Origin of the sequence: Pseudonocardia sp. CA-107938, assembly GCF_050936315.1 — a bacterium.
In the GTDB taxonomy this organism is placed as follows: Bacteria; Actinomycetota; Actinomycetes; order Mycobacteriales; family Pseudonocardiaceae; genus Pseudonocardia.
The window spans coordinates 5,248,009-5,263,080 of the sequence record NZ_JBNJNA010000001.1 but is presented as its reverse complement, the minus strand read 5'-3'; the positions used below and the strand labels follow the sequence as shown (position 1 = coordinate 5,263,080).

At 73.3% G+C, this 15,072-nt stretch carries 11 protein-coding genes; 7 read left to right on the top strand and 4 right to left on the bottom strand.

Annotation, left to right across the window (positions count from 1 at the left end; translation table 11 throughout):
* The first annotated feature begins 27 nt into the window (after positions 1–27).
* Entirely contained in the window at positions 28–1,857 is a 1,830-nt protein-coding gene (locus ACQEVB_RS25960) for an ABC transporter ATP-binding protein (protein WP_432976200.1), read from the top strand.
* Entirely contained in the window at positions 1,854–3,695 is a 1,842-nt protein-coding gene (locus tag ACQEVB_RS25955; RefSeq protein WP_432976197.1) for an ABC transporter ATP-binding protein, read from the top strand. Before ACQEVB_RS25960 ends, ACQEVB_RS25955 begins: the two co-directional genes overlap by 4 nt.
* A gap of 84 nt (positions 3,696–3,779) precedes the next feature.
* Here the strand turns inward: ACQEVB_RS25955 and ACQEVB_RS25950 are convergent, their stop codons facing one another.
* Entirely contained in the window at positions 3,780–4,763 is a 984-nt protein-coding gene (locus ACQEVB_RS25950; RefSeq protein ID WP_432976194.1) for a DUF5937 family protein, read from the bottom strand.
* Between the two features lie 59 nt (positions 4,764–4,822).
* Between ACQEVB_RS25950 and ACQEVB_RS25945 the strand changes: the two genes are divergently transcribed.
* The 3 genes from ACQEVB_RS25945 to tuf all read left to right on the top strand — a co-directional run bounded on the left by ACQEVB_RS25945 (position 4,823) and on the right by tuf (position 8,913).
* Positions 4,823–6,025: an MFS transporter gene (locus ACQEVB_RS25945; protein ID WP_432976191.1), complete on the top strand. Its 1,203-nt coding sequence runs from the start codon at positions 4,823–4,825 to the stop codon at positions 6,023–6,025.
* Positions 6,026–6,086: 61 nt separating this feature from the next.
* Positions 6,087–7,592: a hypothetical protein gene (locus ACQEVB_RS25940; RefSeq protein ID WP_432976188.1), complete on the top strand. Its 1,506-nt coding sequence runs from the start codon at positions 6,087–6,089 to the stop codon at positions 7,590–7,592.
* A 163-nt stretch (positions 7,593–7,755) separates the two neighbouring features.
* Positions 7,756–8,913, top strand: coding sequence for an elongation factor Tu (gene tuf / locus ACQEVB_RS25935; RefSeq protein WP_432976185.1), 1,158 nt, complete (start codon positions 7,756–7,758; stop codon positions 8,911–8,913).
* A gap of 32 nt (positions 8,914–8,945) precedes the next feature.
* Here the strand turns inward: tuf and ACQEVB_RS25930 are convergent, their stop codons facing one another.
* Positions 8,946–9,290: a hypothetical protein gene (locus ACQEVB_RS25930; RefSeq protein WP_432976182.1), complete on the bottom strand. Its 345-nt coding sequence runs from the start codon at positions 9,288–9,290 to the stop codon at positions 8,946–8,948.
* Positions 9,291–9,410: 120 nt separating this feature from the next.
* On the opposite strand from ACQEVB_RS25930, the gene recQ reads away from it, so the two are divergent.
* Both recQ and ACQEVB_RS25920 read left to right on the top strand, forming a co-directional pair.
* Entirely contained in the window at positions 9,411–11,225 is a 1,815-nt protein-coding gene (recQ, locus tag ACQEVB_RS25925) for a DNA helicase RecQ (protein WP_432976179.1), read from the top strand.
* 47 nt (positions 11,226–11,272) lie between these two features.
* Positions 11,273–12,103 carry a class I SAM-dependent methyltransferase gene (locus ACQEVB_RS25920; RefSeq protein ID WP_432976176.1) on the top strand — a complete coding sequence of 277 codons (831 nt, stop codon included), beginning with the start codon at positions 11,273–11,275 and terminating at the stop codon, positions 12,101–12,103.
* A gap of 18 nt (positions 12,104–12,121) precedes the next feature.
* Here the strand turns inward: ACQEVB_RS25920 and ACQEVB_RS25915 are convergent, their stop codons facing one another.
* Positions 12,122–14,542, bottom strand: a complete 2,421-nt coding sequence (locus ACQEVB_RS25915; RefSeq protein WP_432976173.1) for a GcvT family protein — start codon at positions 14,540–14,542, stop codon at positions 12,122–12,124.
* Between the two features lie 10 nt (positions 14,543–14,552).
* A complete protein-coding gene (locus tag ACQEVB_RS25910) occupies positions 14,553–14,975 on the bottom strand; it encodes a hypothetical protein (protein ID WP_432976170.1) in 423 nt (140 codons plus the stop codon).
* Positions 14,976–15,072: the final 97 nt, after the last annotated feature.

The following is a 15,072-nucleotide window of genomic DNA, read 5'->3' as shown; positions in this document are numbered from 1 at the left end:
GTCCAGCTTCGTACGGTGGGTCAAGCCATGAGCAGCCCTGATCATTCCCCACCCGATGATCCCACTGCCGGCGCCCGCGTCCCACTCGCAACGCTGCGCCGGCTCGCACCCTACGTCGCGCCGTGGCGCGCCGCCTTCATCGGTGGCGGGCTCGCCGCGCTAACGGCCACGCTCGCCGGCCTGGCCATGCCGTTGGTCACCCGCGAGATCGTCGACGGGCCGATCGGGCACGGCGACCTCTCCGCGCTGCCGTGGCTGGTGGCCGGGGTGGTGGCGCTCGGCATCGCCGAGGCCGTGCTGATCGCCGTGCGGCGCATGCTCGTGGCCGGCCCGGCCAACGACGTCGAGAAGGCCATGCGCATGGACCTCTACCGGCACCTGCAGCGGCTGCCGGTGTCGTTCCACGACGGCTGGCCGTCGGGCCAGCTGATGTCGCGCATCTCCTCCGACCTCACCACGATCCGCTGGTTCGTCGCCTTCGCGGGGCTGTTCCTCGTGATCAACGTGGTGGCCGGGGTGGCCGGCATCCTCGTGCTGGTCTGGCTGTCGCCCTGGATCGGGCTGATCGTCGCGGTGCTGTCGCTCCCCACGATCGTCGCGACGAGGTCGCTGGAGCGGCGGTTCTCCGCGGCGGCCCGGCGGGCGCAGGACCAGGCCGGCGACCTCGCCACCCTCGTCGAGGAGTCGGCGCTGGGCATCCGCGTGCTCAAGTCGTTCGGCCGTGGCCGCACGCTGGCCCGGCGGTTCCTGGCCGACGCGCGCGAGCTGCGCGGCACGGAGCTGGTGAAGATCCGGCTGCTGGCGTGGCTGTGGCTGTGGGTGATGTCGATGCCCGAGCTGACGATCGCCGTCGTGCTCGCGATCGGCGCGTACGGCGTCGCGCAGGGGGCGATGACGCTCGGCACGCTCGTCGCCGTCGTCACGGTGCTCACCTACCTGGCCTGGCCCATCCAGTCGCTGGGCTGGCTGCTCGCCGAGGCGAGCAACGCCGCTGCGGCCACCCGGCGCTACATCGAGGTGCGCGACGTGCTGCCCGACATCGTGGATCCCGCCGCACCGGTCGCCCTGCCGACGCCGGTGCGCGGCGAGCTGGTGCTGCGCGACGTCAGGTTCACCTACCCGGACGGGGACCGGCCGGTGCTCGACGGTGTGGACCTGACCGTGCCGGCCGGCGAGACGATGGCACTGGTGGGCGCCACCGGGTCGGGCAAGACCACGCTCGTCGCGCTCGTCCCCCGGCTCTACGACGTCACCTCCGGCAGCGTCACCGTCGACGGGATCGACGTGCGCGACCTGCGTCTGGCCGACCTGCGCCGGACCGTCGCGACGGCGTTCGAGGACGCGGTGCTCATCTCGGCCAGCGTGCGCGAGAACGTCGCACTCGGCATGCCGGACGCGTCCGACGAGGACATCTGGGAGGCGCTGCGCGTCGCCAGCGCCGACGGGTTCGTCGCCGCCCTGCGCTGGGGTCTCGACACCCGGATCGGCGAGCAGGGCCTCGCGCTTTCCGGCGGTCAGCGGCAACGGCTGGCGCTGGCCAGGGCGGTGCTCGGGCATCCGCCCGTGCTCGTGCTGGACGATCCGCTGTCCGCCCTGGACGTGCACACCGAGGCCGAGGTGGAGGCCGCGCTCCGGCGGGTGCTCGGGCCCGATCCCGAGCGCGGGCGGCCCACCGGGGTCACCGCGCTGGTCGTGGCCCACCGCCCGTCCACGGTGCAGCTCGCCGACCGCGTCGCGATGCTCGTCGACGGGCGGATCGCGGCCGTCGGCACGCACCGCGAGCTGCTCGCCACCGATCCCGCGTACCGGGCGCTCATGTCCAGCCTGGAGGCCTCGGACGAGGAGGTTCGGACGTGACTTCGGACGTGACCGCCTGGGAAGGTGTCGCCGACCAGGCCACCCAGGAGGAGGTCGACGTCGTCGGCCGCACGGCCGGGCTGCGGATGCAGCGACGGGCCCGCGCGCTCGTCACCGACCTGATCCGGCCGCACCGCCTCGCCGTCGCGCTGGCGTTGCTCCTGCAGATCGGCGAGGTCGGGCTGCTGCTGGCCGGCCCGCTGCTCGTGGCCTTCGCGATCGACACCGGCATCCCGGCGGCGCTCGCCGGGGACGCGGGTCCGCTCACCGTCGGCATCGTGGGGTACGCCGCGGCCGGGCTGGCCGGTGCCGGCCTGCACGCGGTGTTCACCCTCCTCGCGGGCCGCGTCAGCCAGGACGTGCTCCTCGACGTGCGCCGCCGGGTCTTCCGGCACGGGCAACGGCTGTCGCTGGACTTCCACGAGTCGTTCACCTCCGGCCGGCTCATCTCCCGCATGACCAGCGACGTCGACTCGCTCGCCGACATGCTCGAGAAGGGCCTCGACGGGCTCATCGGAGCACTGCTGTCGGTGGCCGGCATCGCGGTGCTGCTGCTGTGGCTCGACCCCGTGCTGGCCCTGATCGTGCTCGGCGGGTTCGTGCCGCTCCTGCTGCTCACCCGGTGGTTCCAGCGCAGCTCGCGCGCCAGCTACCGGCGCACCCGCACCACCGTCGCCCGGCTCATCGTCCAGTTCGTCGAGTCCATGAACGGGATCCGGGCGGTCGCGGCGTACCGGCGGGAGCAGCGCAACGACGAGATCATGGAGGTGCTCGCCACCGACTACCGCGACGCCAACGCCGAGGCGTTCCGCACCCTCGCCTGGTACACCGGCGCCATCCGGCTCGTCGGCAACGTGACGCTGGCAGTGGTGCTGGCGCTGGGCGCGGCCCGGGTGCTGGGCGGGGCGCTGGAGCTCGGCGCGCTGACGGCGTTCCTGCTCTACCTGCGGCGCTTCTACGACCCGCTGGACGAGCTCGCGCAGTTCTTCAACTCCTACCAGTCGGCAGCGGCGGCGCTGGAGAAGATCGCGACCGTGCTCGACACCGCGCCGGGCGTGCCCGAACCGGCCGTGCCCGTGGCGCTGCCGGCGCCCGTGCGCGGCGAGCTGGAGTTCGACCGCGTCGGCTTCGCGTACCAGCGCGCACCCGACCGCGTCGTGCTGCCGACGTTCGATCTGCGCATCCCGGCCGGGCAGTCGGTCGCGATGGTGGGCGCCACCGGGGCCGGCAAGTCGACGATCGCGAAGCTCGCGGCCCGGTTCTACGACCCCACCGAGGGCGCGGTCCGGCTCGACGGCACCGACCTGCGCGACATCGCCGACGCCGACCTCCGCCGGGCACTGGTGATGATCACGCAGGAGTCGTTCTTGTTCTCGGGGACGGTGGCCGAGAACATCGCGATGGGCCGCCCCGACGCCACGCGCGCCGAGATCGTCGCGGCCGCCGACGCCGTCGGGGCTCGGACGTTCGTCGAGGCGCTGCCGGACGGCTTCGACACGGACGTGCGCAAGCGCGGGGGCCGGCTCTCCTCCGGCCAGCGCCAGCTCGTCTCGCTGGCGCGGGTCATCCTCGCCGATCCCGCGGTCGTGCTGCTCGACGAGGCCACGTCGTCGCTCGACGTGCCGTCCGAACGAGCGGTGCAGCAGGCGCTGGAGACGGTACTGGCGGGCCGCACCGCCCTGATCATCGCCCACCGCCTGTCCACGGTGCTCATCGCCGACCGCGTGCTGGTGCTCGCCGACGGCCGGGTCGTCCAGGACGGCTCCCCCACCGAGCTGCTGGGCGAGGACGGCGACTTCGCCGACCTCCACGCGGCCTGGCGGTCCAGCATCACCTGAGCCGGGGACCGGGCAACTCGCCGTCCCGAACCGGGCAACTCGCCGTCCCGAACCGGGCAACTCGCCGGGACTGTCGCGGCGGGCTCACGCGCCGGCCAGTGCGGCGCCGAGGGCCGTGCGGCGGTGGCGCACCTCCCGGCCGGCACGGCGAGCGGTGACGAGGCCCGCGGCGCGCAGCACCCGCAGGTGCTCGGACGTCGTGGGCAGGCCGAGGCCGACGCGGCGGGCGAGCACCGAGGTGGACGCCTCCTCGTCCAGGGCGACGAGGAGCCGCGCCCGGGACGCGCCGAGCAGCTCGCCGAGCGCGCCGGGCGTGCGCCTGCTGCCGGGCGGCCACAGCGTGCCGACGCCCCGGGCGGGGTAGACGACGGTCGGTTGCCATGGCGGATCGGTCGCGGCCACGGTGTGCGGCCACGTGAACACCCCCGGCATGAGCACCAGCCCGCGGCCGCGCACCTCGTCGGTGGCGCCGTGGTAGTTGCCGCCGAACACGAGCACGCCGTCGCTCCAGCTGATGGACGGGTGCAGCCCGTCGATGACGGCGGCCAGCCCGCCGCTGGCCAGCTGCGCGGCGCGGTGGGCGATGTCGGCGGCGAGGAGGTCGTCGATGGCCGGCCAGTACGGCCGGACGAGGTGGTCCCAGCAGGAGCGCTGCGCCGCGACGATGCGCTCGAGGCTGTGTCCGGGGTCGGCGAGCAGTGCGCGCACACCGGCCCGCACCTGGTCGGAGGCCTGCGGCGCGTGCAGGGACCGCTCCAGCTCGGCCACGACGATGTCGATCGGGATCGCTGCGACGGCGGCGAGGTCGTCCTCGATGGTCGTCGTGGGGCCGGACGGGATGGGGATCAGGAAGTCCGGTTGGTTTCCGCCACGCGGTGTGAGGGGTTCGAGCACGGCCAGCGCGTCGGCGCAGGCGTCGACGTCGACCGCGCGCAGCCAGGACAGGTGGTACGCCTGCCGCAGCGGTTCGCGCACGGTGCGCGTCGCCTCCATGGTCTCCCACATCGGCGACCGGGCGAACCGGATGCCCGTGACGTCGACGGGTCCGAGTCGCAGGTCGAGAGCCACGTTTCGATTGTGGACGAAGGGTTCGCGAGCTGCTCCGCCGGTACCCGACCATTCCCGCCGTGACGTCCTACCGCACCGTCCTGGGCCATGCCGAGTTCCGCGCGATGCTCGGCGCTCACGTCCTGACCATGCTCGCGATCATCCTGGCCGACGTGTCGCTCGCCGTGCTCGTCTACCAGCGCACGGGGTCACCGCTGCTGTCGGCGGTCACGTTCGCGGTCGGGTTCGTGCCGATGGGCATCGGCTCCGTCCTGTTCGGCGGGGTCGGCCGGACCCATCCGGCCCGCGACGTCCTGGTGGTCACGGAGCTCGTGGTCGCCTGCCTGGTCGCGTTGATGGCGGTGCCGGGCACGCCCGTCGCCGTGGTGCTGATCCTGCTCGCCACCAAGGGCTTCATCGACCCGATCTTCACCGGGACCAGGGCGGCGACGCTGCCCGAGCTCCTCGGCACCACCGGCTTCCCGTACGGGCGGTCGCTGCTGCGGATGATCGGGCAGAACGCGCAGCTCGTGGGGTTCGCCGCGGGCGGCGTCGCCCTCGTGTTCGTGACGCCGGCACAGGCGCTCGCCGCTGCCGCCGCAGGGCACGCGCTGGCGGCGCTCGTCCTGCTCGTGGGCACCCGCCGGCACCTGCCGACGGCAGCGGAAGCGGCATCGCACGGCGTGCTGGACGGGCTGCGCCGGCTGCTCGCCGTCCCGGGGATCCGGCCGGTCCTCGCGATGACGTGGCTGCCGCCCTTCTTCGCGGTGGCGCCGGAGGCAGTGGCCGTGCCGTACTCCCACCTGATCGACGGCGGTCCGGTCGCAGTCGGCCTCCTGCTTGCCGGCCTGCCCGTCGGGGCGGTGCTGGGCGAGGTGCTCGCCGGCACCCTGCTGCCGGCCGACCGGCGCACCCGACTGGTCGTGCCGATCGCGGCGTTCGCGTTCGTGCCGGTGCTCGGGTTCGGGATCGAACCGTCGCTGCCGCTGGCGATCGCGCTCCTCGTGCTGGGCGGGCTCGGCAGCAGCTACATGATCGGGCTGGACCAGATCGCCGTCGCGACGATCCCGGACGACGTGCGGCGCCGGACGTTCACGCTGCTGAGCGGCGGCATGATGGTCACCCAGGGGCTCGGGTTCGCCGCCGCCGGTGCGCTGGCCGAGCACCTGCCGATCCCGGTGGTGGTGCCGGTGCTCGCGCTGGCCGGCATCGGCACCGTCCTGCTCGTCGGTCGGTCGCTCACCAGCCGGTCGGCGCCGCGTGTGCCGCGCATGGCGGGGTAGGTGCCCCAGATCTCCGGCCTCATCGCGCTGCACGGCGCGGGACCGCCCATTGCGGTTGCTGATGGCATACGGTCCGTCACAGGGGGTGGTGGCGCTGCGGGCACGGACGGCGGTGACGATCGCGACGGCGCTCGCGATCATGGCCACCGGCGCCTCCGCCGGGCCGAAGGCGACGTCCGCGCGGCGTTCCGCACCCCCGGCACCGGCCGTGGTCGCTGCGCTACCGGACCGCCCGATCGTCGTCCTCACCGAGGAGGACCCGGGTGCCCTGGCCGTGGCGACGAGCCGGCAGCTGCTGCGCCGCTCCCCCGCCGCCGTCGTCGTCGGCGAGGGCGACCCGGCCACGCCGAACGTCCTGGCGGAAGGCGCCCGTCGCGGGATCCCCGTGTTCCCCGTCCCTGCCGCGGGCGACCCGGCCGGGATCCGCGCCGAGCTGACGCGGCTCGGCGCAGCGACCGTATGGGCCGCCGGCTCGGGCGCAGCGCGCTGGGCGGCGTCCACCGGGCTGGCCGCCGTGCCGTCGGCCGACCGGCTGCCCGTCGTGGCGCCGACCCAGCCCGCCGACCTGCTCGTCCTCAGTGACGGCGCACCCGGGCAGGCCGGGGCGGTCGCGGTGGCGCGGGCCGCCGGGGCCCGAGCAGGCACGGTGCCCGGCGGCGATCCGCGCACCAGCCCGTCCCCCGGGACGGCCGGGCACGTCGTCGCGTTGGGCGCATCGTTCGGCCCACCCGAGCGGCTGGCCGCCCGGCTCGCGACGAGCAGCGCCGGCCGGCAGCTCCCCGGCGGCGGGCAGGTGCTCTTCCCCGGCCGCACCATGGTGGCGCTCTACGGCCACCCCGGTGCCCCGGCGCTGGGGGTGCTCGGCGAGCAGGACGTCACCGGCGCCGTACGCCGGGCGCAGGACCTGGCCGCGCAGTACGCGCCGGTGGCCGGCGAGCCCGTCGTGCCGGCGTTCGAGCTGATCGCGACCGTCGCCTCCTCCGCACCCGGCCCGGACGGCGACTACTCCGCGGAGGCGACCGTGGCGCAGCTGCGACCGTGGGTGGACGCGGCCGGCGCGGCCGGCATGTACGTGGTGCTGGACCTGCAGCCCGGGCGCACCGACTTCCTCACCCAGGCCGGTCGCTACGCCGAGCTGCTCGCCGAGCCGCACGTCGGGCTGGCGCTCGACCCGGAGTGGCGGTTGGGGCCCGCGCAGGTGCACCGCACGCAGATCGGGTCCGTCGGGATCGACGAGGTCAACGCCGTGATCGGCTGGCTCGCGCAGCTCACCCGCGAGCGGGCGCTGCCGCAGAAGCTGGTGATGCTGCACCAGTTCCGCACGTCGATGATCGCCGGCCGGGAACGCCTCGACACGGGCAACGACGAGCTCGCCGTGGTCGTGCACGCCGACGGGTTCGGCACACCGGCGCTGAAGTTCGCCACCTGGACGGCGCTGCACGCCGCCGCACCGGCCGGCATCCGGTGGGGCTGGAAGAACTTCATCGACGAGGACTCGCCGACGTTCACGCCCGCGCAGACGATGGCGGTCGGCCCGACGCGGCCGGTGTTCGTCTCGTACCAGTGAGAGAGCGCTAAACCCGTTGCCGCGTGGTGGATGATCGTCGACATGGCCCGCTACCTGGATCGCGCCGAGCGCTGACCCCCTCCCACCAGTCCTGAGGTGACCCCGTGGGCGGGGGTCGCCCGACCGCGGGGTCACAGGACCGGAGCACACAGGGAAAGCGATCATGGCCAAGCAGGCCTACGTGCGATCGAAGCCGCACCTCAACATCGGCACCATGGGGCACGTCGACCACGGCAAGACCACCCTCACCGCGGCGATCACCAAGGTGCTCGCCGAGCAGGGCGGCGCGAAGTACACGCCGTTCGAGCGGATCGACCGCTCGCCGGAGGAGACCCGCCGCGGCATCACGATCACGATCTCGCACGTCGAGTACGAGACCCCGACCAGGCACTACGCGCACGTCGACATGCCGGGCCACGCCGACTACGTGAAGAACATGATCACCGGGGCGGCGCAGCTGGACGGCGCCGTGCTGGTGGTGTCGGCGCAGGACGGGATCATGCCGCAGACCCGCGAGCACGTGCTGCTCGCGCGGCGCGTGGGCGTCGAGCACCTCGTCGTGGCGCTCAACAAGGCCGACGACGCCGACGCGGAGCTGCTGGAGCTCGTCGAGCTCGAGCTCTCCGAGCTGCTCGCCGAGCACGGCTACCCGGGTTCCCCGATCGTCCGCACCTCCGGGCTGCGGGCGCTCGAGGGTGACCCGGTGTGGGTCGCGTCGGTGCTGGAGCTGCTCGCCGCCGTCGACGAGCACGTGCCCCTGCCGCCGCGCGACCTCGACGGGCCGTTCCTGCTGCCCGTGGAGAACGTGCTCACCGTGACCGGCCGCGGCACAGTCGCGACCGGGGCGATCGAGCGCGGCACGGTCGCGGTCGGCGACACCGTCGAGGCCATCGGTGCCGGCTTCTCCGCGGTCGTCACCGGAGTGGAGACGTTCGGCAAGCCGATGGACCGCGGCGAGGCCGGCGACAACGCCGCCCTCCTGCTCCGCGGGGTGGACCGGGACCAGCTGCGGCGCGGGATGGTGCTCGCGGCGCCCGGCACGGTCGCGGCGCACGCGTCGTTCACAGCGCGGCTGTACCTGCTCACGGAGGCCGAGGGCGGGCGGCACAAGCCCGTCGTCGACGGGTACCGGCCGCAGTTCTTCCTGCGGACGGCGGACGTGCCCGGCCGGCTCGTGCTGGCCACGCCGGCCGCGCCCGGCGACACGGTGGAGGTGGGCGTCGTGCTCGGCTCCCCCGCGGCCGTCGAGCCGGGTCTCGGCTTCGCGGTGCGCGAGGGCGGCCGCACGGTCGCCGCCGGCACCGTGCTCTCGGTGGGATGACGGTGTGACCGGGTCGGCCTCGGCCGGCCCGGTCACACGAACAGCGAGACGCCCATCCCCAGGAACACCAGGCTGATCGCGACCACGTACATGCGGAAGCTGAGGCGGTAGCGCCGCACCGAATCCGCCACCTCGTACGCCGCGCTGAGGGTGCGGAACAGCACCACGATCATCAGCGTGATCGCGACGCTCATCGTGATCACGATGACCCAGTCGGTCGCGTCGCGCACCACGGCCTCGCCGTCGTCACGGACCGCCCACTGGGCGAGGAAGTTCAGCAGGAAGCCCAGGATGATGCCCAACGAGGTCACCACGGGCTGGCGGGTGTCCTTCACCGGATCCGGCACCTGATCAGGTGCGGAGGCGTCCGTCGTCACGGGCACATCTTCCCCAGTGGCCCGTGGGCGGCTCGCCGGGGTCGGACGTGCGTGGCCGCGCGGTGTGTGAGGTCCGGGGTTCGGGCCCGCGCTGTCGGGCCCCGGGCCTACCCTGGCGATGTGCTCCCCGACACTGCCGCCACCCCGCTCGACGTCCTGCGCCGCGTGTTCGGCTACGACGCGTTCCGTGGTGACCAGGCGGAGATCGTCGAGCACGTGGCCGGCGGGGGCGACGCGCTGGTGCTCATGCCCACGGGTGGCGGGAAGTCGCTCTGCTACCAGATCCCGGCGCTGGTCCGGCCCGGCGTGGGTGTGGTGATCTCGCCGCTGATCGCGCTGATGCAGGACCAGGTCGACGCCCTGCGCGCGCTCGGCGTCCGGGCCGGGTTCCTCAACTCGACGCAGGACCTCGACGAGCGCCGCCTCGTCGAGCAGGAGTTCCTCGCCGGCGAGCTGGACCTGCTCTACCTGGCCCCGGAGCGGCTGCGCGTCGAGTCCACCGTGCGGCTGCTGGAGCGCGGGAAGATCGCGCTGTTCGCGATCGACGAGGCGCACTGCGTGTCCCAGTGGGGCCACGACTTCCGGCCCGACTACCTGATGCTGTCGCACCTGCACGAGCGCTGGCCGGACGTGCCGCGCATCGCGCTCACCGCCACCGCCACCGCGGCCACGCGCGCCGAGATCGCCACGCGGCTCGACCTGGAGAGCGCCAAGCACTTCGTGGCGAGCTTCGACCGGCCCAACATCCAGTACCGCATCGAGCCGAAGAACGAGCCGCGCCGTCAGCTGCTCGACCTGATCCGCACGGAGCACCCGGGCGACGCCGGCATCGTCTACTGCCTCTCGCGCAAGTCCGTGGAGCAGACCGCGGAGTTCCTGGTCGCCCAGGGCATTCCCGCGCTGCCGTACCACGCGGGGCTCGACGCGCCCGTCCGCGCCGCCAACCAGGCCCGCTTCCTCCGCGAGGACGGGGTGGTCATGGTGGCGACCATCGCGTTCGGCATGGGCATCGACAAGCCCGACGTTCGGTTCGTCGCGCACCTGGACCTGCCGAAGTCCGTCGAGGGCTACTACCAGGAGACCGGGCGCGCCGGCCGCGACGGGTTGCCGTCCACGGCGTGGCTGGCGTACGGGCTCGCCGACGTCGTCCAGCAACGGAAGATGATCGACGACTCGGAGGGCGACCGCGCGCACAAGCACCGCCTCTCCCAGCACCTCGACGCCATGCTCGCGCTGTGCGAGACCGTGCAGTGCCGGCGGGTGCAGCTGCTCAACTACTTCGGCCAGCCCGGCGAGCCGTGCGGCAACTGCGACACGTGCCTGGCCCCACCGGAGTCGTGGGACGGCACGGTGGCCGCGCAGAAGGTGCTCTCCACGGTGTTCCGGCTCGACCGCGAGCGCCGGCAGAAGTTCGGCGCCGGCCAGATCATCGACATCCTGCTGGGCAAGCGCACGCAGAAGGTGGAGCAGTTCGACCACCACTCGCTGTCGGTCTTCGGCGTCGGCGCCGACCTGTCGGAGGCCGAGTGGCGCGGCGTGATCCGCCAGCTGATGGCGCAGGGGATGCTCAGCGTGGAGGGCAACTACCAGACGTTCGTGCTCACCGAGGAGAGCCGCCCCGTGCTGCGCGGCGAGCGCCAGGTGATGATGCGCCGCGAACCGAAGAAGGCCGCCCGCTCCCGTTCCCGCGGGACGAAGCCGCAGGTCGACCTGCCTGCCGAGGCGGCGCCGGTGTTCGAGCGGCTGCGCGAGTGGCGTGGCGCGACCGCGCGCGAGCAGGGCGTGCCCGCCTACGTGATCTTCCACGACGCCACCCTGCGCGAGATCGCCACGCGCAAGCCGGCCGACCTGGCCGCGCTGGGCCGGATCAGCGGGATCGGGGAGAACAAGCTCGCCAAGTACGGCGAGGGCGTGCTGGCGGCGCTCGCCGACTGATCGACCCGTCAATGAAAACGATAACCATTTAGCAGTATGCTGCAGCCATGACATCGTCGGAGCAAGGCGTTCGCCTGGGCACGGTGCAGGAGACGCTGCTGATCCCGCTGTACGGACGGGCCGTGGAGAGTCGCAAACCCGAAGCCGTGCTGCGCGATCCGCTGGCCGAGGCCATGGTGGCCGCGATCGACTACGACTTCACGCGGTTCGACGGCGGGTCGAGCCTGATCGGCAGCGTCCTGCGCACGAACCTGTTCGACCACTGGACGCGCGATTTCCTGGCCGAGCACCCGGACGCGACGGTGGTGGAGATCGGCGCCGGGCTCAACACCCGCTACGAGCGCACCGACAACGGCCGTGCCCGGTGGTGGGAGCTCGACCTGCCCGACGTCATCGAGCTCCGCCGGACGTTCTTCACCGACAGCTCCCGTCGCCGGATGCTCGCCGGCTCCGTGCTGGACGACGAGTGGACCACCGCAGCGCTGACCACCGGCGGCCCGTACTTCCTGGCCGCGGAGGCGGTGCTCAGCTACCTGGCCGAGCAGGAGGTACGGCACGTCGTCGACGTGCTCGCGGAGCGCTTCCCGGGCGCGCTGCTCGCTGTCGACACCACCGGTCCCGGCATGATCGACACCCAGGACAGCCACGACGCTCTCGGCAAGGTCGCGGCGCGACTGCGCTGGAACTGCCCCGACCCGCGGATCATCGAGGACTGGCGCCCGGGAACTCGGCTGCTCGGCTCGCACACGTTCACCACCCTGCCTGCCGAGGTCCACGACGGGCTGCCGGAGGAGTACCGGGTGATGATCGCGACGATGGCCGAGTTGCAGCTCCCTCAGGTCGAGGACTACCGGATGAACCTTCTTCGGCTCGGCTGACCGGATCCCTGGCTCTGGTCAGGCGCGGACCCGCTCCCCCTTCGGGTCGTAGAGCGGGCTGCGCGCCACCTCGGCGCCGACCGGGTTGCCGTCCACCGCGACCTCGACGCGGGTGCCGAAGTCCCACGCGTCCTCGGGCAGGTAGGCGTAGGCGATGGAGCGGGCGACGGTGTAGCCGTAGCCGCCGGAGGTCACCTGCCCGACCACGCGGTCGCCGAACCGGACGGGTTCGCCGCCGAGCGCGACCGCGCGCGGGTCGTCCAGGACGAGCGCGCGCATGCGGCGGGTGACCCCCTGCTCCCGCGCGGCCGCGAGGGCCGCGGCGCCCACGTACCCGCCCCCGTCGCGGACGGCGAAACGCAGACCCGCCTCGTCGGGCGTGGTCTCCGGGCCGATGTCGGTGCCCCAGGCGCGGTAGCCCTTCTCCAGCCGCAGGCTCTCGATCGCCTTGTACCCGCCCGGAGTGGCACCGGTGGCGGCCAGCTCGCGCCACAGCGCGGCCCCGAACTCTGTGGGGCAGTACAGCTCCCAGCCCAGCTCCCCCACGTACGTGACGCGCAGGGCGCGCACCGGCACGTCGGCGACGGTGGTCCGTTGCGCGGTGAGGTACGGGAAGTCGAAGGTCTCCAGCGACGCCGGCGTCAGCGGGGCGAGCAGCTCGCGCGACCGCGGACCCCAGATGCCGAAGCACGCCCACGCCGCGGTCACGTCCTCGAGGTGCACGTCGGCGCCGGTGAGCCGGGCCTGGCGACGCAGCCAGCCGAGGTCGTGCGGGCCGAACGCAGTGCCTGTGACGAGGGAGAAGTGGTGCTCACCGAACCGCGTGACGGTCACGTCGGCCTCGATGCCCCCGCGCTCGTTGAGCGCCTGCGTGTAGGTGCACGTGCCGGGTTCGCGGTCGACCTGGCCGGCGAACACGTGCGCGACGAACGACGCCGCGTCCGGGCCGGTGATCTCGATCTTCGCGAACGACGACTCGTCGAAGATCCCCGCCGACTCGCGGACGGCGACGTGCTCGACCTCCACGCTCGGCGACCAGTTCCGGCCCGCCCAGCCGGACGGCCGCAGCTCCTCGGATCCGGTGGCCGAGTAGTGGTTCACCCGCTCCCAACCGGCCTTCTCGCCGAAGACCGCGCCGTGCTCGGCGTGCCAGGCGTACGCCGGTGACGTGCGCAGGGGCCGTCCGGCCGCCCGCTCGGTGCCGGGGTAGCGGATGTCGTAGTAGCTCTCGTAGTTCTCGGTGACCGTGGCGAGGGTGTAGCGCGGTGAGCGGTACTGCGGGCCGAATCGGCGCACGTCCATGTGCCACAGGTCCATGCCCGGGTCGCCGTCGACGATCCAGTTGGCCATCACCAGGCCGATCCCGCCCGCTCCGGCGATGCCGTGGGCGCAGAACCCGGCGGCGACGAAGAACCCGGCCACCTCGGTCTCGCCCAGGCAGAACTCGTTGTCGGGCGTGAACGCCTCGGGCCCGTTGATCATCGACTGGACGCCGGTCTGCGCCAGCACCGGCACCCGGACCTGCGAGTTCTCGACGATCTCGGCGAACCGGTCCCAGTCCGGGGACAGCAGCTTCCCGTTGAAGTCCGTGGGCGGGCGGTGATCGGCCCACGCGGGCGCCGACTGCCGCTCGTACCCGCCCATGACGAGACCGTCGATCTCCTGGCGGTAGTAGACGAGCAGGTCGGGATCGCGCAGCGACGGCAGCACCCGACCCTCGGGCAGCGAGCCGGCCGGCAGCGGCGCCGTGACGACGTACTGGTGCGACATCGGCACCACCGGCACCCGCACGTCGACCAGCTCGGCGATCTGCGCAGCGAACATGCCGCCCGCGTCGACGACGATCGCGGTCTCGACGTCACCATTGTCGGTGCGGACCCGCGTGACCGACCGTCCGTGCCGACCCTCGGCGGTGTCGATCGCGACGACGCGCGTGTGCTGCGCGATCCGCACACCCCGCGCCCGCGCCGACGCGGCGAGCGCCATGCACAACCGGGAGGGGTCGACCTGCCCGTCGGTCGGGGTGAAGGCCGCACCGAGCACGCCGTCCGTGCTCATCAGCGGGAACAGCTCGCGCGCCTCGTCGGCGGAGATCAGCTCCAGGGGCAGGCCGGCCCGGCTGGCCCAGCCGTGCTGGCGACGGATCTCCTCCATGCGCTCCGGGCTGGACGCCAGGCGCAGCGAGCCCGTCTCCACCCACCCGACGTCGAGGTCGCGGTAGAGCTGGGCGGAGTGCACGTTCATGCGGGTGAGCGCCGGGTCGGAGCGCAGCTGGCCGACCAGCCCGGCCGAGTGGAACGTGGAGCCGCTGGTGAGCTCGGAGCGCTCGATCAGCAGGACGTCGGTCTCCCCGCGTTCGGCGAGGTGGTGGGCGATCGAGGCGCCGCCGACGCCTCCGCCGATGATCACGATGCGGGCGCGGGCCGGAAGATCGGTCACGCGGGCGAGCCTACGTGGCGCGGCGCGGCCCGCGCCGGAACGCTGCCCTCTTCACGATCATCGCGACCAGCACCCAGACGATCGCCGCCGCCCACACCAGCAGCAGCGGACCGCCGACGTCGGTGGCGTCGGGGAGCGGGCCGACGACGGTCTCGAGCGGGCTGGGGAACTCGCGCGCGTCGTCCATGTCGGCGAGCAGGAGGTTCGCCGCCAGCAGGCTCGCCGCCGCGACCGCGAACGGTACGGCGACCGCCACGGGCAGACGCCGACTGCGCAGCGCGAACACCGCCACGACGACCTGCGCGAGCACGATCACCGGGCCGACGACGGTCAGCACGAAGATGATCAGGAGCCAGCCCGGCTGGGCGGCCCGCATCAGCAGCACGGCGATGAGGACGGCCGCCTGGACGGCGAGGTTGATCGACGAGCGCATCCCAGAAGGATCTCGCCGACGGTCCGCCGCGGTGCGTGAACCGGCCACGATCACCCGGTCGTACGCAACACCGAGCGCGGCCGGTCGACGACCCTCC

Bases quoted from the DNA above. Each gene is read 5' to 3' on its own strand.
- ACQEVB_RS25940 (WP_432976188.1), top strand. From the start codon at position 6,087: ATGGCATACGGTCCGTCACAGGGGGTGGTGGCGCTGCGGGCACGGACG.
- tuf (WP_432976185.1), top strand. From the start codon at position 7,756: ATGGCCAAGCAGGCCTACGTGCGATCGAAGCCGCACCTCAACATCGGC.
- ACQEVB_RS25920 (WP_432976176.1), top strand. From the start codon at position 11,273: ATGACATCGTCGGAGCAAGGCGTTCGCCTGGGCACGGTGCAGGAGACG.
- ACQEVB_RS25960 (WP_432976200.1), top strand. From the start codon at position 28: ATGAGCAGCCCTGATCATTCCCCACCCGATGATCCCACTGCCGGCGCC.
- ACQEVB_RS25910 (WP_432976170.1), bottom strand. From the start codon at position 14,975: ATGCGCTCGTCGATCAACCTCGCCGTCCAGGCGGCCGTCCTCATCGCC.